The sequence below is a fragment of the Cellulomonas telluris genome (assembly GCF_004886325.1).
Lineage (GTDB): Bacteria > Actinomycetota > Actinomycetes > Actinomycetales > Cellulomonadaceae > Cellulomonas > Cellulomonas telluris.
This window is the reverse complement of sequence record NZ_QXFN01000003.1, coordinates 17,927-40,110: the sequence shown is the minus strand read 5'-3', so window position 1 is coordinate 40,110 and position 22,184 is coordinate 17,927. Positions and strand designations below refer to the sequence as shown.

Annotated in this window: 18 protein-coding genes; 6 read left to right on the top strand and 12 right to left on the bottom strand. The window is 76.7% G+C overall.

From position 1 onward, the window contains the following. Positions 1–17 precede the first annotated feature (17 nt). The 4 genes from FB586_RS08985 to FB586_RS08970 all read left to right on the top strand — a co-directional run bounded on the left by FB586_RS08985 (position 18) and on the right by FB586_RS08970 (position 5,077). A complete protein-coding gene (locus FB586_RS08985; RefSeq protein ID WP_136519022.1) occupies positions 18–695 on the top strand; it encodes a response regulator in 678 nt (225 codons plus the stop codon). Between the two features lie 396 nt (positions 696–1,091). After that, the gene (locus tag FB586_RS08980; RefSeq protein ID WP_136519021.1) at positions 1,092–3,140 is read left to right on the top strand and encodes a serine hydrolase domain-containing protein; all 2,049 of its coding nucleotides are present in this window, start codon (positions 1,092–1,094) and stop codon (positions 3,138–3,140) included. A 36-nt stretch (positions 3,141–3,176) separates the two neighbouring features. Beyond that, positions 3,177–4,424 carry a sensor histidine kinase gene (locus FB586_RS08975; protein ID WP_136519020.1) on the top strand — a complete coding sequence of 416 codons (1,248 nt, stop codon included), beginning with the start codon at positions 3,177–3,179 and terminating at the stop codon, positions 4,422–4,424. Beyond that, complete coding sequence (locus FB586_RS08970; protein ID WP_136519019.1) at positions 4,421–5,077, top strand: response regulator; 657 nt, start codon at positions 4,421–4,423, stop codon at positions 5,075–5,077. The genes FB586_RS08975 and FB586_RS08970 overlap by 4 nt, the downstream gene beginning before the upstream one ends. Positions 5,078–5,156: 79 nt before the next feature. Here the strand turns inward: FB586_RS08970 and FB586_RS08965 are convergent, their stop codons facing one another. The 8 genes from FB586_RS08965 to FB586_RS19405 form a co-directional block, all read right to left on the bottom strand. Continuing rightward, positions 5,157–5,978: a hypothetical protein gene (locus FB586_RS08965; RefSeq protein ID WP_136519018.1), complete on the bottom strand. Its 822-nt coding sequence runs from the start codon at positions 5,976–5,978 to the stop codon at positions 5,157–5,159. Beyond that, positions 5,975–6,538, bottom strand: coding sequence for an RNA polymerase sigma factor (locus tag FB586_RS08960; protein ID WP_136519017.1), 564 nt, complete (start codon positions 6,536–6,538; stop codon positions 5,975–5,977). The genes FB586_RS08965 and FB586_RS08960 overlap by 4 nt, the downstream gene beginning before the upstream one ends. Before the next feature lie 53 nt (positions 6,539–6,591). After that, positions 6,592–7,566, bottom strand: a complete 975-nt coding sequence (locus FB586_RS08955) for a squalene cyclase (protein ID WP_136519016.1) — start codon at positions 7,564–7,566, stop codon at positions 6,592–6,594. Between the two features lie 63 nt (positions 7,567–7,629). Then, entirely contained in the window at positions 7,630–9,276 is a 1,647-nt protein-coding gene (locus FB586_RS08950) for an ABC-F family ATP-binding cassette domain-containing protein (protein ID WP_136519015.1), read from the bottom strand. 34 nt (positions 9,277–9,310) lie between these two features. Next, positions 9,311–10,135 (bottom strand): class I SAM-dependent methyltransferase, encoded by an 825-nt coding sequence (locus FB586_RS08945; protein ID WP_136519014.1) that lies wholly within the window; start codon positions 10,133–10,135, stop codon positions 9,311–9,313. Further along, positions 10,132–10,692: an NADPH-dependent FMN reductase gene (locus tag FB586_RS08940; RefSeq protein ID WP_246036720.1), complete on the bottom strand. Its 561-nt coding sequence runs from the start codon at positions 10,690–10,692 to the stop codon at positions 10,132–10,134. The genes FB586_RS08945 and FB586_RS08940 overlap by 4 nt, the downstream gene beginning before the upstream one ends. A 52-nt stretch (positions 10,693–10,744) precedes the next feature. Further along, the gene (locus FB586_RS08935; protein ID WP_136519012.1) at positions 10,745–12,889 is read right to left on the bottom strand and encodes a YcaO-like family protein; all 2,145 of its coding nucleotides are present in this window, start codon (positions 12,887–12,889) and stop codon (positions 10,745–10,747) included. Positions 12,890–12,957: 68 nt separating this feature from the next. Next, on the bottom strand, positions 12,958–13,110 hold the full coding sequence (locus FB586_RS19405; RefSeq protein ID WP_168800515.1) for a hypothetical protein: 153 nt from the start codon (positions 13,108–13,110) through the stop codon (positions 12,958–12,960). Between the two features lie 200 nt (positions 13,111–13,310). On the opposite strand from FB586_RS19405, the gene FB586_RS08930 reads away from it, so the two are divergent. Next, entirely contained in the window at positions 13,311–15,353 is a 2,043-nt protein-coding gene (locus FB586_RS08930) for a prolyl oligopeptidase family serine peptidase (protein ID WP_136519011.1), read from the top strand. Here FB586_RS08930 and FB586_RS08925 read toward each other — a convergent pair. From FB586_RS08925 to FB586_RS08910, 4 genes are all read right to left on the bottom strand, one after another. Continuing rightward, positions 15,347–16,750 carry an MFS transporter gene (locus FB586_RS08925; protein WP_136519010.1) on the bottom strand — a complete coding sequence of 468 codons (1,404 nt, stop codon included), beginning with the start codon at positions 16,748–16,750 and terminating at the stop codon, positions 15,347–15,349. The genes FB586_RS08930 and FB586_RS08925 overlap by 7 nt on opposite strands. Further along, positions 16,747–17,616, bottom strand: a complete 870-nt coding sequence (locus FB586_RS08920; RefSeq protein WP_136519009.1) for an LLM class flavin-dependent oxidoreductase — start codon at positions 17,614–17,616, stop codon at positions 16,747–16,749. The genes FB586_RS08925 and FB586_RS08920 overlap by 4 nt, the downstream gene beginning before the upstream one ends. 129 nt (positions 17,617–17,745) lie before the next feature. Then, positions 17,746–18,930 carry an amidohydrolase family protein gene (locus FB586_RS08915; protein WP_136519008.1) on the bottom strand — a complete coding sequence of 395 codons (1,185 nt, stop codon included), beginning with the start codon at positions 18,928–18,930 and terminating at the stop codon, positions 17,746–17,748. After that, positions 18,927–21,023 carry a prolyl oligopeptidase family serine peptidase gene (locus FB586_RS08910; protein WP_136519007.1) on the bottom strand — a complete coding sequence of 699 codons (2,097 nt, stop codon included), beginning with the start codon at positions 21,021–21,023 and terminating at the stop codon, positions 18,927–18,929. The genes FB586_RS08915 and FB586_RS08910 overlap by 4 nt, the downstream gene beginning before the upstream one ends. A 217-nt stretch (positions 21,024–21,240) precedes the next feature. Between FB586_RS08910 and FB586_RS08905 the strand changes: the two genes are divergently transcribed. Continuing rightward, the gene (locus tag FB586_RS08905; protein ID WP_136519006.1) at positions 21,241–22,083 is read left to right on the top strand and encodes an SMP-30/gluconolactonase/LRE family protein; all 843 of its coding nucleotides are present in this window, start codon (positions 21,241–21,243) and stop codon (positions 22,081–22,083) included. Positions 22,084–22,184 lie beyond the last annotated feature (101 nt).

Below are 22,184 nucleotides of genomic sequence, written 5' to 3'. Positions count from 1 at the left end.
ATGACGACGGGAGACGCATGACGACGGTCCTGCTGGTGGACGACCAGCCCCTGGTGCGCGTGGGCTTCCGGCTCATCCTCGAGAGCTCGGGCACCGTCGACGTGGTCGGCGAGGCCGGCGACGGCGCGACCGCGGTCGAGCAGGTGCGGGCGCTGCGACCCGACGTCGTCCTCATGGACGTGCGCATGCCCGGCGTGGACGGCATCGAGGCCACCCGGCGCGTCGTCGAGGCGCACCCCGACGTGCGCGTGCTCGTCCTGACGACGTTCGACCTCGACGAGTACGCGTTCGCCGCGCTCGGCGCCGGCGCCAGCGGCTTCATGCTCAAGGACGCCCGCCCGGCCGACCTGGTCGAGGCCGTCCGCACGGTCGCCGCGGGCGACGCGGTCGTCGCCCCGCGCGTCACCCGGCGCATGCTCGAGCTCTTCGCCGGACGCTTCCCGGACTCCGGCGCCGCGCCGGACCCGGACGCCCCGCACCCCCGCCTCGCGGAGCTGACGCCCCGCGAGGTCGAGGTGCTGCGCTGCGTCGCCGACGGGTCGTCCAACGCGGAGATCGCCGCCCGGCTGTTCCTGTCCGAGGCCACGGTGAAGACGCACGTGGGGCGCGTCCTCGCCAAGCTCGGCGTGCGCGACCGCGTCCAGGCCGTGGTCCTCGCCTACGAGACGGGCCTCGTCCGCCCGGGCACGGCCTGACCCTGCCCGTTCCCCGGGCAGGGCCTGATCCCGCCCGTTCCCCGGGCAGGGCCTGATCCCGCCCGTTCCCCGTCCCCGCCCTGCCCCTCCCTCCCCTCCTCCCCTCTTCCGTCTGCCCCCTCCCCCGCCTCGCCCTGGCGAGGCTGTCGACCCGGTCGTCCCCGTCGACCGGATCGACAGGCTCACGAGCCCGCGGGCGCGGAGGGCGGCGGGGCGAGGTGGACGCCGGCCTGCGTCGCAGGGGCGAGGCGGCGTCGCGCGGCCTCCCCCGGAGGTCGCAAGGCAGGTTCGCCGTCGCGCCCGAAGCGGTGCCGTACCCCTGCTGACCAGCATGGACGCAGGCCGCGAGGCGCTCGTCCGGGGAACCCCGGGGACTCGCGGCGGCAGGAGGACACCATGCGCACGGACCTCAGCACCCGCCCCGGCGGCCCCCGCCGCGGCCTGCGCCGGGCGGCGGCCGCCGTGGCCGGCGCGGCCGTCGTCACCACGCTCGCCGCGTGCGGCACGGCCGCGGGGCCGCCGGACCCGCCCACGACGTACCCGGCCTCGCAGGCGGGGCTCACACGGGCCGACGTCGACGCGTGGCTCGACGAGACGCTGCCCGACGCCCTCGAGGAGGGGCGCATCGCGGGTGCGACCGTCGCCGTCGTCCACGACGGGGAGGTCGTGACGGCGCGCGGCTTCGGCGAGGCCGACGTCGCGGCGGGCACGCCCGTCGACCCGGAGCGGACGCTGTTCCGCGTCGGGTCGGTGTCGAAGATGCTGACGGCTACCGCCGTCCTGCAGCTCGTGGAGGCGGGCGAGGTCGACCTGGACACGGACGTCGAGCAGTACACCGGCCTGGGCCTGGACCTCGAGCACCCGGTCACGCTGCGGCACCTGCTGACGCACACCGCCGGCTTCGAGGAGCGCGTCGCGGGCCTCATCGGCGCCGAGGGCAGCACGCCCGACCTGCGCCGCAGCCTCGTGGAGGCGCCGCCCGAGCAGGTGTACGAGCCCGGTACGACGCCCGCGTACTCCAACTACAGCAACGCGCTCGCCGGGTACGTCGTCGAGGCGGTCAGCGGGCAGCCGTTCGAGGAGTACGTCGCCGAGCACGTGCTCGCACCCGCCGGCATGACGTCGTCGACGTTCGCGCAGCCGCTGCCGGACGACCTGGCGGACGACATGGCGCAGGGCTACCCGACGTCCGACGGCGCCCCGGTGCCGTTCGAGGTGGTCGGCCAGCCGCCGGCCGGCGCGCTGAGCGCCACCGCGGCCGACATGGCGCGGTTCATGCTCGCCCACCTCGGCGACGCCGTGGGCGGCGAGGAGATCCTGTCCGCGCCGACGCGTGCGCTCATGCAGGAGCCCGCGCTCGACGCGTCGACGCTCGGCGTCCTCACCGAGGGGCCGTTCATGGGCCTGGGGTGGTTCGACGAGTCCCGCAACGGACACCGGGTCGTGGGGCACGGCGGCGACACGAACGTCTTCCACTCCCACCTGCAGCTGTGGCCGGACGACGACACGGGCGTCTACCTGTCGCTCAGCAGCACCGGCACGGGGAGCGCCGCGTACCACCTGCGCGAGGACCTGCTCGACGCCTTCGCGGACCGGTACTTCCCCGGCGAGGACGCGGCGGCGAGCATCGTCGACGACGAGACCCGTCGCGCCCACGCGCAGACCGTGGCCGGCGCGTACGAGTCGACGCGCGGGTTCCACTCCACGTTCCTGACCGCCCTGGGCCCGCTGCAGCCGATGCGGGCGCAGGTCGTCGACGGCGACCGCGTGCTGTTCACGCCCGGTCCGGGGCAGCTCGAGCCCGCGGTGTACGAGGAGGTCGAGCCGTGGGTGTACCGGCAGGTCGGCGGCGACCGCGTCGTCACGGTGCGCACCGACGACGCGGGGGAGGTCGAGCTGATCGGCCACGACGCGGCCATGTCGATGGTCCCCGTCGCCTCCGCACGGGCCGCGGCCGGGCCGGCGCTCCTGGGCGCCGCCGCCGTGCTCCTGCTCACGGTGCTCGCGTGGCCGGTCGGGGCGGTGGTCCGCCGCGTGCGCGCCCGGCGCGGCACGACCGACGGGGCGGGCGAGCAGCACGGCGCGACGGCGGAGCACGCGTCACCCCCGGACGCCGCACCCGCCGACCCGCGTGTCCGCCTGCCGCGCCGGCTCACCCGGCTCGCCGCCCTCAGCACCCTCGCGGCGCTCGCCGGCTGGGTCTACGTCGTCCTCACCGTCATGGGGCTGCAGCCCCTGCCCGACGCGGTGGTCCGCGTGGTCCAGGTGCTGACCGTGGTCGGGGTGCTCGGCCTGCTGGCCGCCGGCTGGCGTGTCGTGGCCGAGGCGCGGGGTCGCACCGGCTGGTTCCGGGTCGCGACCGCGAGCGTCGTGCTGGTCGCGTTCGCCGTGACGTCGTGGGCGGTCAACGAGATGCAGCTGCTCTCGCCCGACATCACGTACTGACGGCCGGACGACGGACGGCACGGGAGGATGACCGCCATGGACGTCACCCCGGTCACGGGCCCCGGGGCGAGGTGGGACACGTTCCTCACCCGCCTCGGGGCCCGCGGGCCGCTCGCGCGCGACGCGCTGCTCGCCGTGGTCACCGCGGTCGTCATGCTGCTCGGCGTGGTGGCCACGGTGCGGCTCGTGCCGGAGGCCGCGCCCGCACCCGACGTGGCGCCCTGGCTGCTCGTGGTCCTGGCCGTCCAGTCGCTCGCGCTGGTGCTGCGCCGGGTGGCGACCGCCGCCTGCGTCGTCCTCGTGGTCCTCACGCAGGTCGGGCTCGTCGCGCTGGCCCCGGACATCTCGGTGCGGTCGGTGGCCGTGCTCGTCGTCGCCGCGACCGTGGGCTCGCGGCTGCCGACGCGGCGCGCCCTGCTCGCCGCGGCCGCCGCCGGCGTCGCGGAGGCGGTGGGCGTGGCGGCGGCGGTGCTCGCCCGACGGGCCGGGGCGGACCTCGCGGTGCAGCACGCGCTGTCGGCGGTGCTGCTGTGGGGTGCGGCGGTGCTGGTCGGGACGTACCTGGCGACGCGCCGCGAGCACCTGCGGCTGCTGCAGGAGCGTGCCGCCCAGCTCGAGCGGGAGCGCGACGCCCGCGTGCAGGCCGCGGTCGCCGACGAGCGGGCGCGCCTGGCGCGCGAGCTGCACGACGTCGCCGCGCACCACCTGTCCGGCATGGTCGTGCAGGCGGCGGCGGTCGAGCGGCTCGTCGGCCGCGACCCCGACGCCGCCCGCGCGGGCGCGGCCTGGCTGCGGGACCAGGGTCGCGAGACGCTCGACAACCTGCGCCAGGTGGTGGGGCTGCTGCGCGGCGACGAGCCGGACGCGCTCGCCCCGGTGCCGGGCGCCGCGGCCCTCGACGACCTGGTGGCCGCGGCCCGCGCGCTCGGCGACGACGTCGACCTGGAGCGCGTGGGCACGCCGGCGGCGCCGCTGCCGCCGCTCGCGGACGTGTCGGTCTACCGCGTGGCGCAGCAGGCGCTGACGAACGCGCGGCAGCACGCACCCGGCGGACCGGTCCGCGTGCGGCTCGTGCACGAGCTGGGCGCCGTGGTGCTCGAGGTGGTGAACGGGCGGGCCGCGCCCGGGGCCGCCGTGGCACCCGGTGAGCGCGGCGGCACGGGACTGGCGGTCATGCGCGAGCGCGCGGCGCTCGTGGGCGGCACGCTCACGGCCGGTCCCCACGACGGCGGGTGGTGCGTGCGGCTGCGCGTGCCGGTGGACGACGAGGGAGGACGCGCATGATCCGGGTCGCGCTGGTGGACGACCAGGCGGTGGTGCGGGCGGGGTTCCGCGTGCTGCTCGAGGACGCGGGCGACCTGGAGGTCGTCGGCGAGGCGGCGAGCGGTCCGGAGGCCGTCGCGATGGTCCGGCGCACCCGGCCGGACGTCGTGTGCATGGACGTGCGGATGCCCGGCGGCGACGGCCTCGCCGCGACCCGGCAGATCGTCGCCGAGCGCGACGGCGACCTGCCCGCCGTCCTCGTCGTGACCACGTTCGACCTCGACGAGTACGTGTTCGGCGCCCTCGAGGCCGGGGCCAGCGGCTTCGTGCTCAAGGACACCGACCCGGCCGACCTCGCCGACGCGATCCGGCGCCTCGCCCGCGGCGAGGGCATGGTCGACCAGGCCGTGACGCGTCGCGTCATCGCCGAGTTCGCCCGCCGCCGCCCCGCACCCGACCCCACCGAGGCCGACGGGCTGCTCACGCCCCGCGAGCGCGACATCGTGCGCCTGCTCGCCGAGGGCATGTCGAACGCGGAGATCGCCGCCGCGCTGTTCGTGGAGCCGTCGACCGTGAAGTCGCACCTGGGCCGCGCGATGACGAAGCTCGGCACGCGCGACCGGCTGCAGACGGTGGTGTGGGCGTACCGGACGGGGGTGGCCGGCAGGCCGTGACCCCGCTGTTCGTCAGCACCGGCGCCGACGGGTGCTGACGAACCGCGGGGTCGGGGCGGTCGCCGGGCAGGAGGAGCCGTCAGAGCGTCAGGCGGGCCGTGCCCGTCGTGCCGTCGCGGTAGGTCACCCGCACCTCGACCCCCGCCCGGGACGCGTCCCGCAGCTCGTCGCCCGGCAGCCACAGCGCGAAGCGTCCCTCGGCGACCGTCGCGACGACGTCCCCCCGGGACGCGCTCGCGTACGTCACGCCCACGACCTCCGCCCCGACGGCACCCGCCGCGAGCGACACGTCGCCGGCGGACATCGACCCGGTCCCCAGGTCGGTGGCGCGGACCTCGCGGGGACCGGGATCCACGTGCCCCGTCGCCACGCCGACCGAGCCGATCATGCCGTCCGTGAACGCCCCGGCCGAGGAGTCGGTGACGCACAGGGCGTGGAAGCCGCCGGCGCCCGCGAGCACCACGGTCGTCCAGACGCCGCGCCGTTCGGCGACGGCGGGCCGGGCGGCCGCGAGCGCGTCGGCGTGCTCACCGGCCGCCTCCCGCATCCCGTCCCGGCAGCCGGTCACGGCGTCGGTGCGCTGCTGCGCGGTCAGGGCGTCGGGAGCCGCGGTCCAGGTCGCGAAGGCCCGGTCTCCCCCGGTCGTGGCGGGCACCAGGACCAGGACGCCGGCGAGTGCGGTCGCGGCGCCGGCGAGCAGGGCAGCGCGACGCGCGCCGGTCCGGCGGCGGCCGGGAGGTACCGGCAGCGGACCGGCGGGCAGGGCGTCCGCCGGCGTCCCGGGGTGGGTGGCGAGGATCGCCTCGAGGTCGGCCCGGGCGCGGGCGCCGTGCGCGTCGACGTGGGGGTCGGCGGCGTCGAGGGTGCGCAGGGCGGCGCTGAGGTGGTCGGTGCGGCTCACGGCGTGGCCCCTTCGGGGAGGCGGGCCGGGGCGTCGCCCCGGGCGGGCAGGTGGTCGAGGTGGAGGCGCAGCGCCCGGCGGGCGCGGCTGAGCCGCAGCCGGAACGCGACCGGTGAGATGCCGAGGACGGCGGCCGCGTGCGGGGCGTCGAGCGCGTCAAGCACCGCGAGGGCGAGGGCCTCCTGGTGGGTGTCGGACAGGCGCTGCCAGGCGGCGGCGAGGTCGACGCGGTGCACGACCGCGTCGGTCTCGGCCCCCCGCGCGCCGACCGTGCCGGCGTCCGCGAGGCGCACGCCGAGGGCGCGGCGCCGTTGCTCGCCGCGCCGCTCGTTCAGCAGGACGTGGCGCGTGACGCCGAACACCCACGCGCGGGCGTCGTCGAGCTCGTCCGGCACGTCGTCGAGGCGGCGCCACACCACGAGGAACGCCTCCGCGACGACGTCGTCGGCGTGGTCGGGGTGCACCCGCCGCTGGACGAACCGGTGCAGGTCCGCGTAGAGGGCGTCGTAGAGCGCCCGGAAGGTTTGCTCCCGGTCGGGAGCGCGTGCGTCGTGACTCATGCCCTTCCCCTGTCCGCCACAGCCCCGGGTGTGTCACCGGCGGCTCACCGCGGTCAGGCCGCGTCGTCCCACCAGCGCAGCACACGCGTCGCGATCAGCGTCAGCCACCGCGACGGCTCACCGGCCGGCACGTCGACCTCGAACCACACCTCGCCCGGGTGGCGCCGCTCCTGCAGCCACGTGCCGTCGGGCGTGCGGGCCGCGCGGATGTGCTCGATCGCGTCGGCCATGCGGCGGTCGGGCGGGGTGCCGTCGTGCAGGGACGCGGCGCGGAGGTGGTCGGCGGCGTTGAGCGCGCTGTAGTACCAGCGGAACGGGTAGGCCAGGTGCAGCGCCCACGGTGCGACGGGCTCCCCGGTGGACAGCCGCCGGAAGAGCCCCCGGACCAGCAGGTACTCCTCCCCCGCCTTCCGGGCCGCGCGGACCCGTGCGTGGTCGCCGGTGACCTGCTCGTAGTCGAGCAGCCCCTTGAGGGTGTTGAGCGTGGAGTGGAACGACGAGCGGGTCGCACCCTCCACCCACGCGCAGTTCCAGCCGCCGTCGGACAGCCGGTGTGCGAGGAACCAGTCGACGAGCCCGTCCACGTCCGCGCCGAGCCACAGGCCGTTGGACAGGGTCCAGGAGTTGATGCAGCAGTCGACCTCGCCGCCCCAGTACGGCAGGTCGTCGTACTCCCAGCGCGCGTTCCGGTCCAGCAGCTCGGCCGTGCCGGCCAGGACGTCGGCGTCGACGCCCCACTCGCGCAGGGCGTTCAGCGACCAGGTCGTCGCCGTCCAGGGCTGCCCCTGCGTCGCGACGGCCGCGAAGTCGAACCCGGCCGGGAAGTACGCGCCGCCCGCCCACTGCCCGTCCGGGTCCTGCAGCGCGAGCAGCCGGGCGCCGAAGCCCTCGGTGGCGACCCGTCGGCGCGTCGCCTCCCAGACGGACGGCGGCAGCCCGAGCAGGTCCCGCTCGACCTGCCAGCGCAGGGCGGGGTCGCTGTCCAGCAGCCAGTCGGTCAGCGCCTGCGTCGGCGCGGCGTCCGCCATGCCGGCACGCTACGCCGGGGCACCGACACGGCGGGCCCTCGCCCGCCGCCCGCGCCCCCGCGGTCAGTCGCGCGCGACCTCCGTGACCCGGCCGTCCTCGACGTGCCAGCGGCGCGTCAGCCGGACGTTCTCCAGCATCCGCCGGTCGTGCGTCACCAGCAGGACCGTGCCGTCGAACGACTCCAGCGCCTGCTCGAGCTGCTCGATCGCCGGCAGGTCGAGGTGGTTCGTCGGCTCGTCCAGGACGAGCAGGTTGACGCCGCGGGCCTGCAGGAGCGCGAGGGCCGCGCGCGTGCGCTCGCCCGGCGAGAGCGACGACGCGGGCCGGGGCACCTGGTGGCCGGCCAGCCCGAACTTGGCGAGCAGCGTGCGCACGTCCGCGGTCGTCCAGTCCGGCACCTGCCGCGCGAACGCGTCCCCGAGGGGCGTCGCGCCCTCGAACGCCGCGCGCGCCTGGTCGACCTCGCCCACCAGGACGCCCGGCCCGAGCGACGCGCTGCCCGCGTCGGGCGCGAGGCGTCCCAGCAGGAGCTGCAGCAGCGTCGACTTGCCCGCCCCGTTCGGGCCGGTGACCGCGACGCGGTCCTGCCGGTCGAGCTGCAGGTCCACCGGGCCGAGCACGAACCCGCCGCGACGCACCACGGCCCCGCGCACGGTGGCGACCACGTCGCCCGACCGCGGCGCCGCCGCGATGCTCATCCGCAGCTGCCACTCCTTGCGCGGCTCCTCGACGACCTCGAGCCGCTCGATCATGCGGTCGGTCTGCCGCGCCTTCGCGGCCTGCTTCTCCGACGTCTCGCCCCGGTGGTGCTTGACGTTCTTGTCGTTGTCGGTGGCCTTGCGGCGCGCGTTGCGCACGCCCTTCTCCATCCACGCGCGCTGCGTGCGGGCCCGGGCCTGCAGGGCCTCGCGGCGGGCGGCGTACTCCTCGAACGCCTCGCGCGCGTGCCGGCGCGCCGTGGACCGCTCCTCCAGGTACGCGTCGTACGAGCCGCCGTACGTCGCGACCCGCTGCAGGCTCCGGTCGATCTCGACGACGGTCGTGACGGTCCGGGCGAGGAACTCCCGGTCGTGGCTGACGACGACCACGGGCGCCTGGGCGTGCGCCACGAACTCCTCCAGCCGGTCGAGGCCGTCGGCGTCGAGGTCGTTCGTCGGCTCGTCGAGCAGGTACAGGTCGAACCGGGACAGCAGCAGGGCCGCCAGGCCGACCCGCGCCGCCTGCCCGCCGGAGAGCGCCGTCATCGGCAGGTCCAGGTCGACGCCGAGGCCGAGGTCGTCGGCGACGACGCCGAGCCGGGCGTCGAGGTCCGCACCGCCCAGCGCCATCCAGCGCTCCAGCGCCTGCGTGAACCGGTCGTCCGCGCCCGTCCCGCCGGCCGCGAGCGCGTCCGACGCCGCGTCCATCTCGGCCTGGGCCGCCGCGACACCGGTGCGCCGCTCGAGGAACGCGTGCACGCTCTCCCCGTCCTGCCGCTCGACCTCCTGCACGAGGTAGCCGACCTGGGCCGTCGGCGGCGAGAGAGTCACCGCCCCGGCCTCGGGCGCCCGCACGCCGGCGAGCACCCGCAGGAGCGTCGTCTTGCCGGCGCCGTTCGGGCCGACGAGGCCGACCACGTCCCCGGGGGCGACGACGAGGTCGAGACCGGAGAACAGCTCCCGGTCGCCGAAGGCGGCGGCCACGCCGCGGGCCTGCAAGGTCGCGCTCACGGCCCCCATCCTGCCGGTGCGGGGGCCTGGGCCGTCACGCGTCCGGCTTGCGCGCCAGCACCGCGTACGTGCTCGCGATCCTGGCCCGGTCCCGGTGCGGGGTGCGCGGGTACGCCGTCCACTGCTCGGCGAGGGTGTCGGGGTACTCGTGGAACAGCTTGAGCTCGAGGCCGGCGCCGAGCAGCGCCTGGATGACGCCGCTCGGCGGCCAGGGCCGCAGCTTCTTCGGCGAGGTCCCGCCCTCGACGCCGTCCGCACCCCCGAGGTGGCCCTGCGACCACCCGTGGTACGTCACCACCGGGGCGAAGTAGCTGACCGGGTTGACCTCCAGGCCGGTGTCACCCTCCCGGAACATCCACATCATCGGGTGGAAGTCGAAGAGCAGGAACCAGCCGCCCGGGCGCAGCACCGCCGCGACCTTCCCTGCCCACGCGCGCAGGTCGAACATCCAGTGCACGGCGCCCTTGCCGGTGTAGACGAGGTCCGCCTGCCCGTCGAGGCCGTCGAGCGTGAGCACGTCCGAGCACACGAACTCGGCGGGGGCGCCGACCTGCGCGGCGAGCGACCGCGCGTTGCGCACCAGCTCGGGCGCGATGTCGACGCCGACGGCCCGGCGGGCGCCGGCGTTCGTGAGCGAGACCGTGTCGAAGCCGGCGGCGCACTGCAGGTGGACGGCCAGGTCGCACCACGTGCCGAGCGGCGGCAGCATCCCGAGCAGGCGGTGCTCCTGCGGCTGCAGCGTCGACCCGCCGGAGGCGAGGAGCTCGCGCAGGTCCTCCGCGCGCCGGGCGTACCAGGACGCGGTCTCGTCCCACCCGACCGCGTTCTCGGCGTGGACCGTGCGGGCGTCGTCGCTCACGCGCCCACCTCGGTCGTGCGGGGAGCCACCAGACCGGCGACCGCGGTCCGCAGCGCGTCGCGCGCCAGCTCGTCCACGAGCCGCCCGTCGGCGTCGAACATGAGCTCCGAGAGCTCCAGGTGCCGCGGCGACACCCAGCCGCCCAGGTTCTGGCACGCGATCTCGAGCGCCATCGTCGCGCCGGGCTGGTACTCGTACCTGCCCTGCAGCGCACCGCCGCCCACCGCGCCGACGACCACGCGACGCCCGCTCAGGGCACCCTGCCCGTCGCCCTTGAACAGGTGCAGCGTGTCCAGCAGGTTCTTGACGGCCCCGGAGACCATGCCGCCGTACACGGGCGTGACGACCAGGAGGCAGGTCGCCGCCGCCACCGCGTCGCGCAGCTCGGCGACGCCGGGGTCGTCCGGCCGGGTCACGCCGGGCCGGTACAGGCCGGGCATGTCGTGCACGGTGTAGAGGGCCGCGCGGGCGCCCCTCTCGCGTGCGAGCGCGGCGGCGTGCTCCAGCACCGCCGTGCTCAGCGACCCCTCGCGCAGGCTCCCGCCCAGGCACAGCATCACGTCGGTGATCTCCTCTCGGTCGCGCTGCGGCCGCCCGGCCGCGCGGTCGTCAGGCGTACGGCATCGGGAACGACCAGAGCTCGTCCGGCCGCAGCGGGGCGGCCCGCCAGCCCAGCTCCGCCGGTCGCCGGCACAGCCGTCCCCGCCCCAGCGGCGGGAAGGCGGTGGGGAAGTTGGGCACGAGGCCGGGGACGAGCACCCGGACGGCGGACCACCCGGCGGCGGCCACGTCCGACGTCGTCAGGTCGACCGCGAGCGGTTCGAGGCCCTGGGCCGCGAGCGCGTCGACGTAGGCGGCGGCGTCCCGGCTCCCGAAGGACGGCAGCCCGTCCCACACGCCGGCGTCCGGGGGCCCGAGCCGCCCGAGGACGACGGAGCGGCTGCGCGGGTCGAGCTGCACCTGCAGCTGGCAGAACAGGTCGGTGACGTCGCGGAAGTCGGGCCGGTACGAGTCCAGGTAGCGACGGTCCGCACGCACGGGGCGGACCGCACCGCTGCGCTCCCCCGGCTGGTACGTGGTCCAGAACCCCCCGTCCGGATCCTGCATGTCGGTCGCCGTCTCGACCAGCCCCAGCGCCTCGAGCAGCGCCTTCTCGACGGCCTCCTCCGGCGTCGCGCGCGCCGCGAGCCCCATCGTCACGACCCCCGCGTGCGGGGCGTCGACCAGGACGGCGACCGCCGGGACGGCCACGGCGTGGGTCAGCGGCACGACGTGCAGGTCGACCCCGTGGCGCTCGCGCCACCCCACCGGGACGAGCCGGTCGAGCACGGCGTCCGCACCCGGGGACGTGGGCAGCCGGTGCCCGCTCCACCACCACACCATCGCGGCGTCGCGCTCGACGACCTCCTCGAGCGCGTTCGCGAGGGCGTGCGCGCGCGTGGGCGCCGCCGCGATGCCGGGGTACATCGCGGGGTTGGTGCGCGGCGAGAACACCGAGCGGCCGGTGTTCCAGTTGACGAACGTCAACGAGGCCGGGACGAGCACCTCCCGGCCGTCGACGAGCGACTCCGCGCGCACCCAGTGCGTCCGCGTGCCGCGGTCGAGCGGGACGAACGGGAAGCGCGGGTCGGCGTACTGCTCCGCGGAGAACAGCGTGAGCTCACGCGGGTCGAGGGCGGGCGTACCCCGGCGCACGAGCTCGTCGTAGGAGGCGAGCTCGAGCGCGCCGTCGTCGATGGCGTTCCCGCAGTACCGCTCGATCGCCTCGCCCGTCGCGCCGGCGCGCGCACGCTCCGGGTCGCCCCACGAGCTGCCCGCGTTGTAGATGTTCGCGGCCCACGGCGCCAGCCGGGCCATGTCCGCGGTTTGGCTCTCGACGAACACGACCCCGGGGGGCGTGGGGGTGCGGAACCGCACCTCCCGCAGCCGCCGCACGATCCCGACGGTCGGGTTGACCACGTCGGTGGGAACCAGGCCGGACGTGCCGGGCGGGACCCCGGGCCCGCGGCGGGGCAGCGGCAGGACCGGGTCGCGCACGAGGGTGCCGGCCGGGTCGACGTGCACGGTGTGCCACCACGCCAGCGGACGCGCCCCGCCGAGCCACCTCTCGACGTCCAGGAGGAACAGGCCGACCGCGTGCGCGCGCTCCACCGCCGACTGGGGCACCGAGCGCACGACGCGGCCCGGTGCGCGCAGGAGCGCCCGGCCGTGCACGTCCTGCTGCGCCGCGGCGACCCAGCGGGCCGCCAGGTCGCGGACCGTCGGGCTCGTCCCGTCCTCGCGCACGGGCCCGAACCGGGCTCCGGCGCCGTCGAACCAGAACGGCGCCCACCGCGCGCCGGCGGCGGCGACCTCGTCCTCGAGGGCGCACAGCCGGGCCAGGTCGAGCTCCGCGTACAGGGACACCACGACGTCGCCGGCCCGCAGCGGCGCGTCGGGTCCCTCGTCGAGCCCCGGGAACGACGCCGCCAGGGCGGCGACCAGCGGACCGACCGGGTCCGCCGCCACCTCGGGGTCGCACCGCACGACGAGACGCCGGACCCGCGCCCGCTCCTGCGCCACCGCGGCGCCGACGCCGCGGACCAGCCCGCCGAGCTCCCCCAGGAAGCCCTGCGCCCCGTCCGCCGTCAGCGCCCGCTCGACCTGCGCCACGGACTCCCGCACCGCGACGCGCCGTCTGCCGTCGACCGTGAGCAGCGACCCCCCGGTCGTCAGACCGTGCGCCGCCACGGTGATCGTCCGCCTGTCCTCCACACGACCCCCTCGCCCGTACGCACGAGCCCGGCCGCGCGTGCCGCGCGGCCGGGCTCGTCTCTGCCGGATCAGTCAGCCCAGGAGAACTGCACGGGGGCGACCATGTTGTTGTTCGCAGGCATGGTCACCCGCCCCAGGTCGTCCTCCTCGAGCTCCGGTCCCCACGACTCGAGCAGGGAGTCGAGGTGCTCGCTCACATCGCGGATGGTGGCGCTGGACATGTGCCGCTCCTTTCCGAGTGGGCGTCCTCGGGCCCGGCTGGCCGGACCCGAAGGCGCCGTGCTGTGATACCGGTCACTTACGAGTGTGACCAAACCCCCCGAATCGCGCAACCGCGAGGACGGCGGAACGACCGCCCGTCCCCCCGTCCCCCCGTCCCCCCGTCCCCCCGTCCCCCCGTCCCCCCGTCCCGAGGAGCAGCGTGACCCCGGACCCGTCCCGCCCCGGCCGCGACACCCGGGACACGGGCGCCGCCGCCCCGCCGGACCGGCTGGGGGTGGCGGACTGGCTGCGGCTGCAGCACGAGCGTGTGACGGCTCGGTTCCCGCCGGAGGCGACCGCGCCGTGCGAGGCCGTGGTCCGCGACGCGATGTCGGGACGCTCCGCCACGGCGCCGCCGCTGCGCCGCGCGGGCTGGGACGTCCGGTACGAGCCGGGCGCCGGGGGCTGGCGGTGGTCGCCGGCCGACGCGGGCGGTCGCCGGTCGTGGGAACCGGTCGACGTCGGCCTCGACCCGCGGCTCGTCGACCCGGTCCGCTCGGGCAACTTCCTGCCGTGCCCGTTCCCGGTGGACGCGCCGCTCCGGGAACGCGTGATCGTCCGCCTGGCCCCGGGCGGCACGGACGTCGCCGAGAGCGTCGAGGTCGACCTCGCCCGCCGGGCACCCGTCCCGGGCGGGCTGCACGTCGGCCCGAGCGTCCACCAGCTCTGCTGGGACGGGCCGGACGCGCTGCTGGTCTCGCGTCAGGAGACGGACGGCGCCGGGGACGCGCGCTGGGTGGTCGAGCGGGTGGAGCGGGGGGCCGCCGCGCCCCACGCGGTCCACGCGTTCCCGCCCGACCGGGTCGCGGCGGCGATCACCCGCAGCACCACCGCGGCGCGCCCGTGGTACCTCATGACCGAGTGGCTCGACCACCGCCGCCGCGCGTACCACCTCGCGCGCGAGGCCGCCGGGCCCTGGTGCCCGGTCCCCGTCCCGCAGGACGTGCGGGTCCAGCTGCACGGCGACGTCCTGCTGCTCGTGCCGCGCCGTCCCTGGACCCACGACGGGGTCGTCCACGGTCCCGGGGACGCCCTCGTCGCGCCCGCGGACGACGTGGTCCGGGGGCGCGTCCGACCGCGGCTCCTGCACCGGACCCCGCGTCCGGCGCGGATGCAGCAGCTGGTGCCCGTCCGCGAGCGCGTGCTCGTCGTCGAGGGCGACGACGACGGTGCGCGGCTCCTCGCGCTCGACCCGCGGACGGGCAGCGCCGAGGAGCTCGTCCGCACCGGACCGGCCACGACCCTCCGGGCGTCCCCGGTCGACGTGACCGACGCACCCGGCGGTGACCGGTGCTGGGTCGAGACCTCCGGCCCGCTGTCCCCGCCGACGCTGTCGCTGCTGGACGCGCGCGCGCACGGACGCCGCGAGGTCGTCGCCGCGACCGCGCCGACCTTCGACCATGACGCCTTCCGGGTGACCCGCCGTGCGGTGGCCGGCCCCACGGGCGCCCCCGTGCCGTACGTGGTCGTCGCGCCGGCCGGCATGGTGCCGGACGGCCGCAACCCGACGGTGCTGTCCGTGTACGGGGGCTTCGACGCGCACGAGCGCCTCGACTACCTGGACCTCACGGGACCGACCTGGCTCGACCGCCGCACGCCGGACGGCCGGCGGCGCGTGCTCGTGCACGCGTTCGTCGGGCGCGGTGCCCCGCGGGACGCGGCGCCCTGGGACCGGCTGCGCACGAGCGTCGAGGAGATGCTGGCCGTCGCGGCCGCCCTGCGCGCCGACGGCGTCGCCGACGCCGCCCACCTGGGGGCGACGGGGGCGAGCCACGGCGGGCTCGTCGCCATGAACGCCGTGCTGGGCGAGCCCGCGGCCTTCGGGGCGGTCGCCTGCCGCTCCGCCGTGCTCGACCTCCTGGACTACCCGGCGCTGGACGGGACGGCGTGGTCGCACGAGTACGGCGACCCGCGCGACCCGGCCAGCGCGGGCGCGATGGCCGCGCTTTCCCCCGTGCACCGCGTCGTCCCCGGCGTCGCGTACCCGCCCGTCCTGCTGTGGACGTCCGACGCGGACGACCGGGTCTCACCGGAGCACTCGCGCCGCGCCGCGCGCCGGCTCGCGGCGGCCGGCGCCGACGTGCTCTACCTGGAGACCCCCGGGGCGGGGCACGACGCGCTCGGGACCACCGCGGCGGGGGCGCGCGGGCACGCGGTGACCGCCGCCTTCCTCGACCGGCACCTCGTGCCGGCGCGTCACTGACGGACGCGCGCGCGCTCCCCGCGTGCGGCGGCGGCGAGCCGGCCGAGCATCACCACCGCCAGGGGCAGCAGCGCGAGGTACAGCACCTGCGCCCGCCTGCCGGGGTCCTCGACGACGCCCAGCCCGGTGCCCAGCCACGAGAACGCGGCGGTCGTGGCGATGGCGAGCCCCACCGACTCGGCGATGACGACGGCGGCGGCCATGCGGTCGTCGGAGATCCCGTCGTCGGTCTCGGGCCGGGCGAGGCACCGCCCGAGCAGGTCCGGGTACAGCATCCCCATGCCGGTGCCCATGAGCGCCGCGCCCACGAGCAGGCCGACGAACGCCGAGGAGGCCGCCGGCTCAAGCGACGTCGTCAGGAGCAGCACCCCGACCCCGGTCGTGATCACCGTGCCCGCCAGCAGCGCCCGGCGCCGGAAGGCGCCGTCCTGCGACGCGGGGTGCGAGCCGGTCCACAGCGCGGCCACGGCCCAGGTGAACCCCGGCGCCGCGATGATGTACCCGAACCTGCCCGCGGGCAGGCCGAACACGTCGTGCGCGACCACCGAGAGGACCATCGTCGCGCCGAAGTAGACCGCCGCCGTGACCATGAGCGCCGTCAGCGCGGCGCGCCGGCCGGACGACGCCCGGAAGGTGCCGCCGGGCAGCACCGCGGCCGTCGCGCGCAGCATGAGCAGCGCACCGGCGGCGACCGCGGCCGCCGACCACGCGCCGAGCGGCAGCGCGATGACCGCCGAGCCCGTCGCGAGCACGACCGCCCACGCCCACGGCGCCTTCTCCTCGGGGACCTCCTCCGTGCGCTCCGGCATGTACCGGGCGACGAGCACCCGCGCCACGAGGAGCAGCGGCAGGTAGAGCAGCATCGCCCACCGCCACCCGAAGGCCTGCGACGCCGACACGGCGTAGACGGGACCGAGCACCGACGAGAAGACCCAGATCCCCGACATGCCGGCCAGGACGAGCTGCCGGTACCGGGGCGGCAGCCCGCGGCTGATGGCGCCCATGCCGATCGTCGCCAGCGCGCCGCCCGCGACGGCGCGGACGGCCGTCCCCGCGATGAACACCTCCATGCTCAGGGCGGCGGCGCACATGACCGCACCCACCACGGTGACGACCGTGAACACGACCATGAGACGGCCCACGCGGTAGCGCGACAGCAGCCACGCACCCACGGGCATCATGAGGAACGTGGGCGCCTGCGCCGCCGCGTCCAGGGGCCCGTACAGGTGCGCCCCGTCGAGGTCCGCCGCCACGAGGGGCAGGACCGTCTGCGAGAGGTACCGCTGCATGCCGCCGAGGAACTCGATGAAGATCAGCGAGCTCGCCAGCATCAGGACGGCGAGCCGCCCCTGCCGACGAGCGGGCGCGGGGCCTGCCGTGCCGCCCGCCTCCGTCACGGCAGTGCCCCGAGCGCGTCCTCGAGCCGGTCGATCTGCCGCTCGTCCTGCGCCCAGAAGTAGAAGATCACCTCGTCAGCACCGAGGTCCTCGTAGGCCTTCACGAGCATGCGCACGACCTCGGGCGTCTGCGCGACGTACTCCGGCACCCGGACGGCGTCGTCGGTGTACTGGTAGTAGTCGACGACCGTGCGCAGGCCCTCCTGGACGACGTCCTCGGGGCCGAGGGCCACGTAGCAGTGCGCGACGATCCGCGGCTCGCCGGGGTGCCCCGCCTCCCGCCAGTACCCGCGCAGCTCGGCGATCAGGTGGCGCACGTACTTGGGCGGGCCCGCCGCGATGAAGCCCGCCTGCCACCGCACGACCCGGCGCAGGGCCCTGGGGTGGAACCCGCCGAACAGGATCTCCGGCCCCTCCGGGCGCGTGGGCGCGGGCCCGACCGGGTCCATGCCGTCCAGCGGCGGCTCCCCGGCCCAGATGCGGCGCATCTGCGCCACCTGCTCGTCGAGCCGCGCACCGCGCGTCCGCACGTCCGTGCCCGCGACCCGGTAGTCGTCGAACCGGGGGCCCCGCCAGTTCCCGACGCCGAGCCCGAGCGTGAACCGGCCGCCGGAGACGCGGTCGAGGGTGGCGATGTCCTTCGCCATGAGCGCGGTCTGCCGCAGCGGGGCGAGCAGCACCTCGGTTTGCAGCCGGATGCGCTCGGTGGCACCGGCGATCGCGGCGAGCGAGATGAGCGGGCTGGGGTTGTGGTACACAATCCGGTCGAGGACGCCGACCGTGCTGAACGGACCCTGCTCGGCGCGGCGCGCCCAGCCGACGTGGGCGGCGGGGTCGTGGGGCGGCAGGCCGATACCGAACTTCATGCACTCCTCCGCGCGTCGCTCCTGCGGTGCGGGACGTCCCGCGCCGCCGGACCGTGGTCGCGAGCGGCGCCGTCTGGCAACCTAGGGAAGCCCCGATGTGACCGCAACCACACGGGGGCGCAGCGCCGGTCAGAACCGCAGGGTGGCCGTGCCGAGCACCAGCGCGCGCAGGCGGCCCCACGCGTGGACGGTCTCCGCCGGGTCCTCGTCCAGCAGCGCGACCTCGGCCCGCGCACCGCGGACCAGCCGCCCGCCCCCGAGCCCGAGCCGCTCCCGCAGGCCGGCGGTCGCCAGGTCGAGCAGCGCGTGCGCCTCGACGCCGCACCGGTGCAGCAGCTCGAGCTCGACGTGCAGGCTCGCTCCCGGCACCACCCCGGGGAACGCCGCGTCGGTGCCCGGGAGCACCGGCACGCCCCGCTCGTGGGCCCGGGCGACGAGCCCCAACAGGCGGTCGAACGCGGCCCGGTCGGGGGCCGCGCGCCCGGACCGGCGCAGGTGCGCGCGCCACCCCGCGGGCACCCGCTCCCACACCGGCGAGCCCGCCAGCGAGCCGGACTGCGGCAGCCCCAGCGCGGAGGCCGTCGCCACGAGGGTGGAGACGAGGAACGCCCCGTGGCGCAGCGCGACCTCCACGAGCTCCTCCGCCTGGTCGTCGCTCTCGGGCACCGGCGCGTGCGCGAGCCCGTCCGCACCGGCGCCGAGGGCCACACAGGCGAGGTCGGCCGACGGCGCGTGCACGACGACCCGGCAGTCGTGCGCGTGCGCCGCCGCGACGAGCTCGGCCACCTCCCGCGGCGTGAAGGTCGGCAGGCTCGTCCCGGCGAGGCGCCCGTCGTCCAGGAACACCTTGAGCACCGTCCCGCCGCTCGCGACGAGCGCGCGGACGAACGCCTCGGGGCCGCCGGACTCGGCCACCGAGGGGAAGTCCGGGTACAGCCCCGCCGCGACCAGCTGGTACGGGTGCCCGCCGCGGACCGCGGCCCCCACGCCCGCCGTCGCGTACCGCGCGCCACCGGAGGCCGCCTCCCGGTCCAGGCCGGCGCGGGCGCCCGGGGCGGAGAACAGGTCCATCGCGAACCCCACCCCGTACAGCGGCAGGCGCAGCAGGTGCCCCGGCAGGAGGTGGCAGTGCGCGTCCGTCAGGACGGGTGCGGCCCACCACCCCGCGGCGTCGACCTCGTGGCCGTCATCGGCGTCGGCGGCCTGCCCGGCGGGCGTGACGTCCGCGAGCACGCCGTCCCGCACGACCAGGTCGCGCGTCGCCCAGCCCCCGGCGTCGCGGACGCGTGCGGCCCGGACGACGCAGGTCGTCACGCCGGCGCCCCGACCGCATGCAGGACCCACGCGGTGACGAGCGCGTCCCGGTCGAGCACCTGGCGCCGGCCACGGGCGCCGCTGTGCCCGGTGCGCTCCTCGGGCAGCAGCACGAACGGCCCGCCCGTCGCCCGTGCCCGCAGCCGGGCGACCCACCGCGCGGGCTCCGCGATCGACACGCGGGCGTCCTGCGTCCCCGACACGACGAGGACCGGCGGGTACCGGACGCCGCGCACGTTCTCGTACGGCGAGTAGCCGCGGATCGTGTCGAACGCCGCGGGGTCCTCCAGCGGGTTGCCGAGCTCGTCCCACTCGGGCACGGTCAGCGGCCGCGACGGGTCGAGGAGCGAGGTCAGCGGGTCGACGAACGGCGCGGTCAGCACCACGGCGCCGAAGGCCCCCGGGTCCGCGTTGAGCGCGCCGCCCACCACCAGCCCGCCGGCGGACGACGACCGCCCGACCACCTGGCCCGGCGCGACCCAGCCCTCCTCGGTCAGGAACCGCACGACCGCGAGGTAGTCCGACACCGAGACGGGCTTGTGCTGTCGGCGACCGCCCTCGTGCCACCGCTTGCCCAGCTCGCCGCCGCCCCGCACGTGCGCGACGGCGTACCGGAGCCCGCGGTCGAGCAGCGCGAGCCGGTTGACCGAGAAGGTCATGTCGGCGATGCGCTCGTAGGCGCCGTATGCGTACAGCACGCACGGGCGCGGTCCTGCCCCGACCGTCGCGGCGGGCTCCACGAGGGTCACGGGGACGGTGGTGCCGTCCGGCGCCGGTGCGCCCAGGGTGTGCGCCACGTAGTCCTCGGGGCGGTACGGCCGACCGTCCGGCGCCGGCCCGACCGGCATCTGCTCGACCACGGTGGTGCGGCCCGTCGCCAGGTCCACCGACCGCACGCTCGGCGGCAGGACCGGCGAGGTGTGCGATACCCGGAGCGCACCGCTCGCGAAGTCGGGGTTGGAGGCCGGGGACACCAGGACGCCGGGGTCGAAGCCCACGGACCGCTGCGTCCCGTCCGGCCCGATCACGAGGAAGCCCGTCGCGTTCCCCGCGCGCGCGTGCACCACGACGTGGTCCCGGAAGGCCAGCACCCAGTGCAGCCGGCGGTCCGGGTCGTGCGGCACCACGGTCTCCCACTCACCGGGTGTGGACAGCGACGCCCGCGCGATCTCGAACTCGGGCCCGTTGCGGTTGTTCAGCAGGTAGAGCAGGTCCCGACCGTCGGGCGTCCGCCGGTGGTCGACCTCGTAGTAGACCCCGCGCTCGCGCGGCAGGACGAGGACCGCCGGCAGGGTCGGGTCGTCCGCGCGGAGCAGCCGGTGCTCGGTGACCGAGCCGACCGCCGCCCGCACGTCCACGAGCGCCCCGCTGCGCGTGCTGCTCAGCGTGAGCCAGGACGCCGGGTCCGGGTCCTCGTGCAGCAGCAGGTCCTGCTCCTGGTCCGTGCCGAGGACGTGGAGCCAGACGCGGTGCGGGCGGTTCACCGCGTCGCCCGTCGTGTACAGCAGGCGCGTCCCGTCCGCGGACCACGCGCACGTGTAGTGGCACCCGGTGAGGCGGTCGGCGAGCAGCTCGCCGCTCTCGAGGTCCCGGACGAGGAGCGTGAAGCGCTCGTCACCCGACACGTCGACCCCGAAGGCCAGCCGGCGGTGGTCGGGGCTGGGGCGGAACGCGCCGAGGGCGAAGCCGCCGAGCCGGCGGTGGATGTCGTCGCCGTCGAGGATCACCTCCGCGCCGCGCTCGAGCTCCGCCCCCGTCGGCACGGTGCCGTCGCCGACGATCCGGCGCCGCAGGTACTGGCGGTGGTCGGCGCCGCGGGGCCGCCTGGTGAAGTACCACCAGCCGCCGTGGGCCGTCGGCGACACCGGCGCGTCGACGTGGCGGGCGTCGAGCTCTGCCCGGACCACCTGCCGCAGGGCCTCGACCTGCGCCAGCTGCGCCGCCGCGTACCGGCGCTCGGCCTCGAGGTGCTCGCGCACCGCGGCGGAGCCCGTGTCGAGCATCCACGCGTACTCGTCGACCAGCTCGCGCCCGTGCACCGTCCGGTGGACCGGGTCGAGCCGTGCGCGCGGCGCCGGAGGGCTTGCGGTCATGACCGACCTCCCGAGCGAGGGGTGGGTGCGGGTACCTCTTCTAGCACAGGGACCGGTGTCCCACGACCGACGAGGCAGGCCGCCGCGTCGGTCGTGCGGGGCGCGCGTCCGGCACGTCCCGGGACCGCCGCGTCGGCACGGCCTGCGCGCGTCGGCGTGCGGAGGGCCCGCGGCACGCGCGAGGCTGGCCGGGTCGACCCGTCAGAGGAGGAGCACCGTGCGCCGAGCAGAGCAGGTCACCGAGGCAGTCGCCTACCACGGCGAGGGCCCGTGCTGGTCGCCCACGTGGGGCGGGCTGCGCTGGGTCGACATGCTGGCCGGCGACCTGCTGACCCTGCGGGACGACGGCTCGGTCGACCGTCTGCACGTCGGCGACGTCGCCGCGTTCGTCCGGCCGCGCACGCGCGGCGGGTACGTCGTGGGCCTCGAGCGCGGGATCGCGCTGGCGGACGGGCCCGACGCCGTGCCGACCCCGCTGCCCGAGCTGTGGTCGGACACCGGCGTGCGGATGAACGAGGGCGGCTGCGACCCGTCCGGCGTCCTGTACGCGGGGTCGATGCCCTACGACGCCACGCCCGGCGGCGCGCGCCTGTACCGGATCGCGCCCGACGGGGACGTGGAGGTCGTGCTGGACGACGTGACGATCTCCAACGGCATCGACTTCTCCCCCGACGGGACGCGGGCGTACTACAACGACACCCCGACCGGCCGGACGGACGTGTTCGACGTCGTGGACGGCCGCCTGACCGGCCGCCGGCCGTTCTTCGCCGGCGAGGACGACCACCCGGACGGGCTGACCGTCGACTCGGCGGGCAACGTGTGGGTGGCGCTGCACGGCGCCGGGCGGGTGCGCTGCGTGTCGCCGTCCGGGGACGTGCTGACCGAGGTCGAGGTGGCGGCGGCCCAGGTGACGGCGTGCGCCCTGGGCGGGCCGACGCTGCAGGACCTGTACATCAGCACCTCGCGGGAGAACCTCGACGACCCCGAGCCGGGTGCGGGCGCCCTGTTCCACGTGCGCGTCGACGTGCCGGGCAGGCCGGTGCTCCCGTACGGCGGCTGAGGGCCCCAAGGAGGCCGGGGAGGCCCGGGACGTACGTCGGCGGCGCCTGCGCCCTCATCCTGGGTACGACGCGTGCCGATGTCACCGGGAGGGGCGCGCCG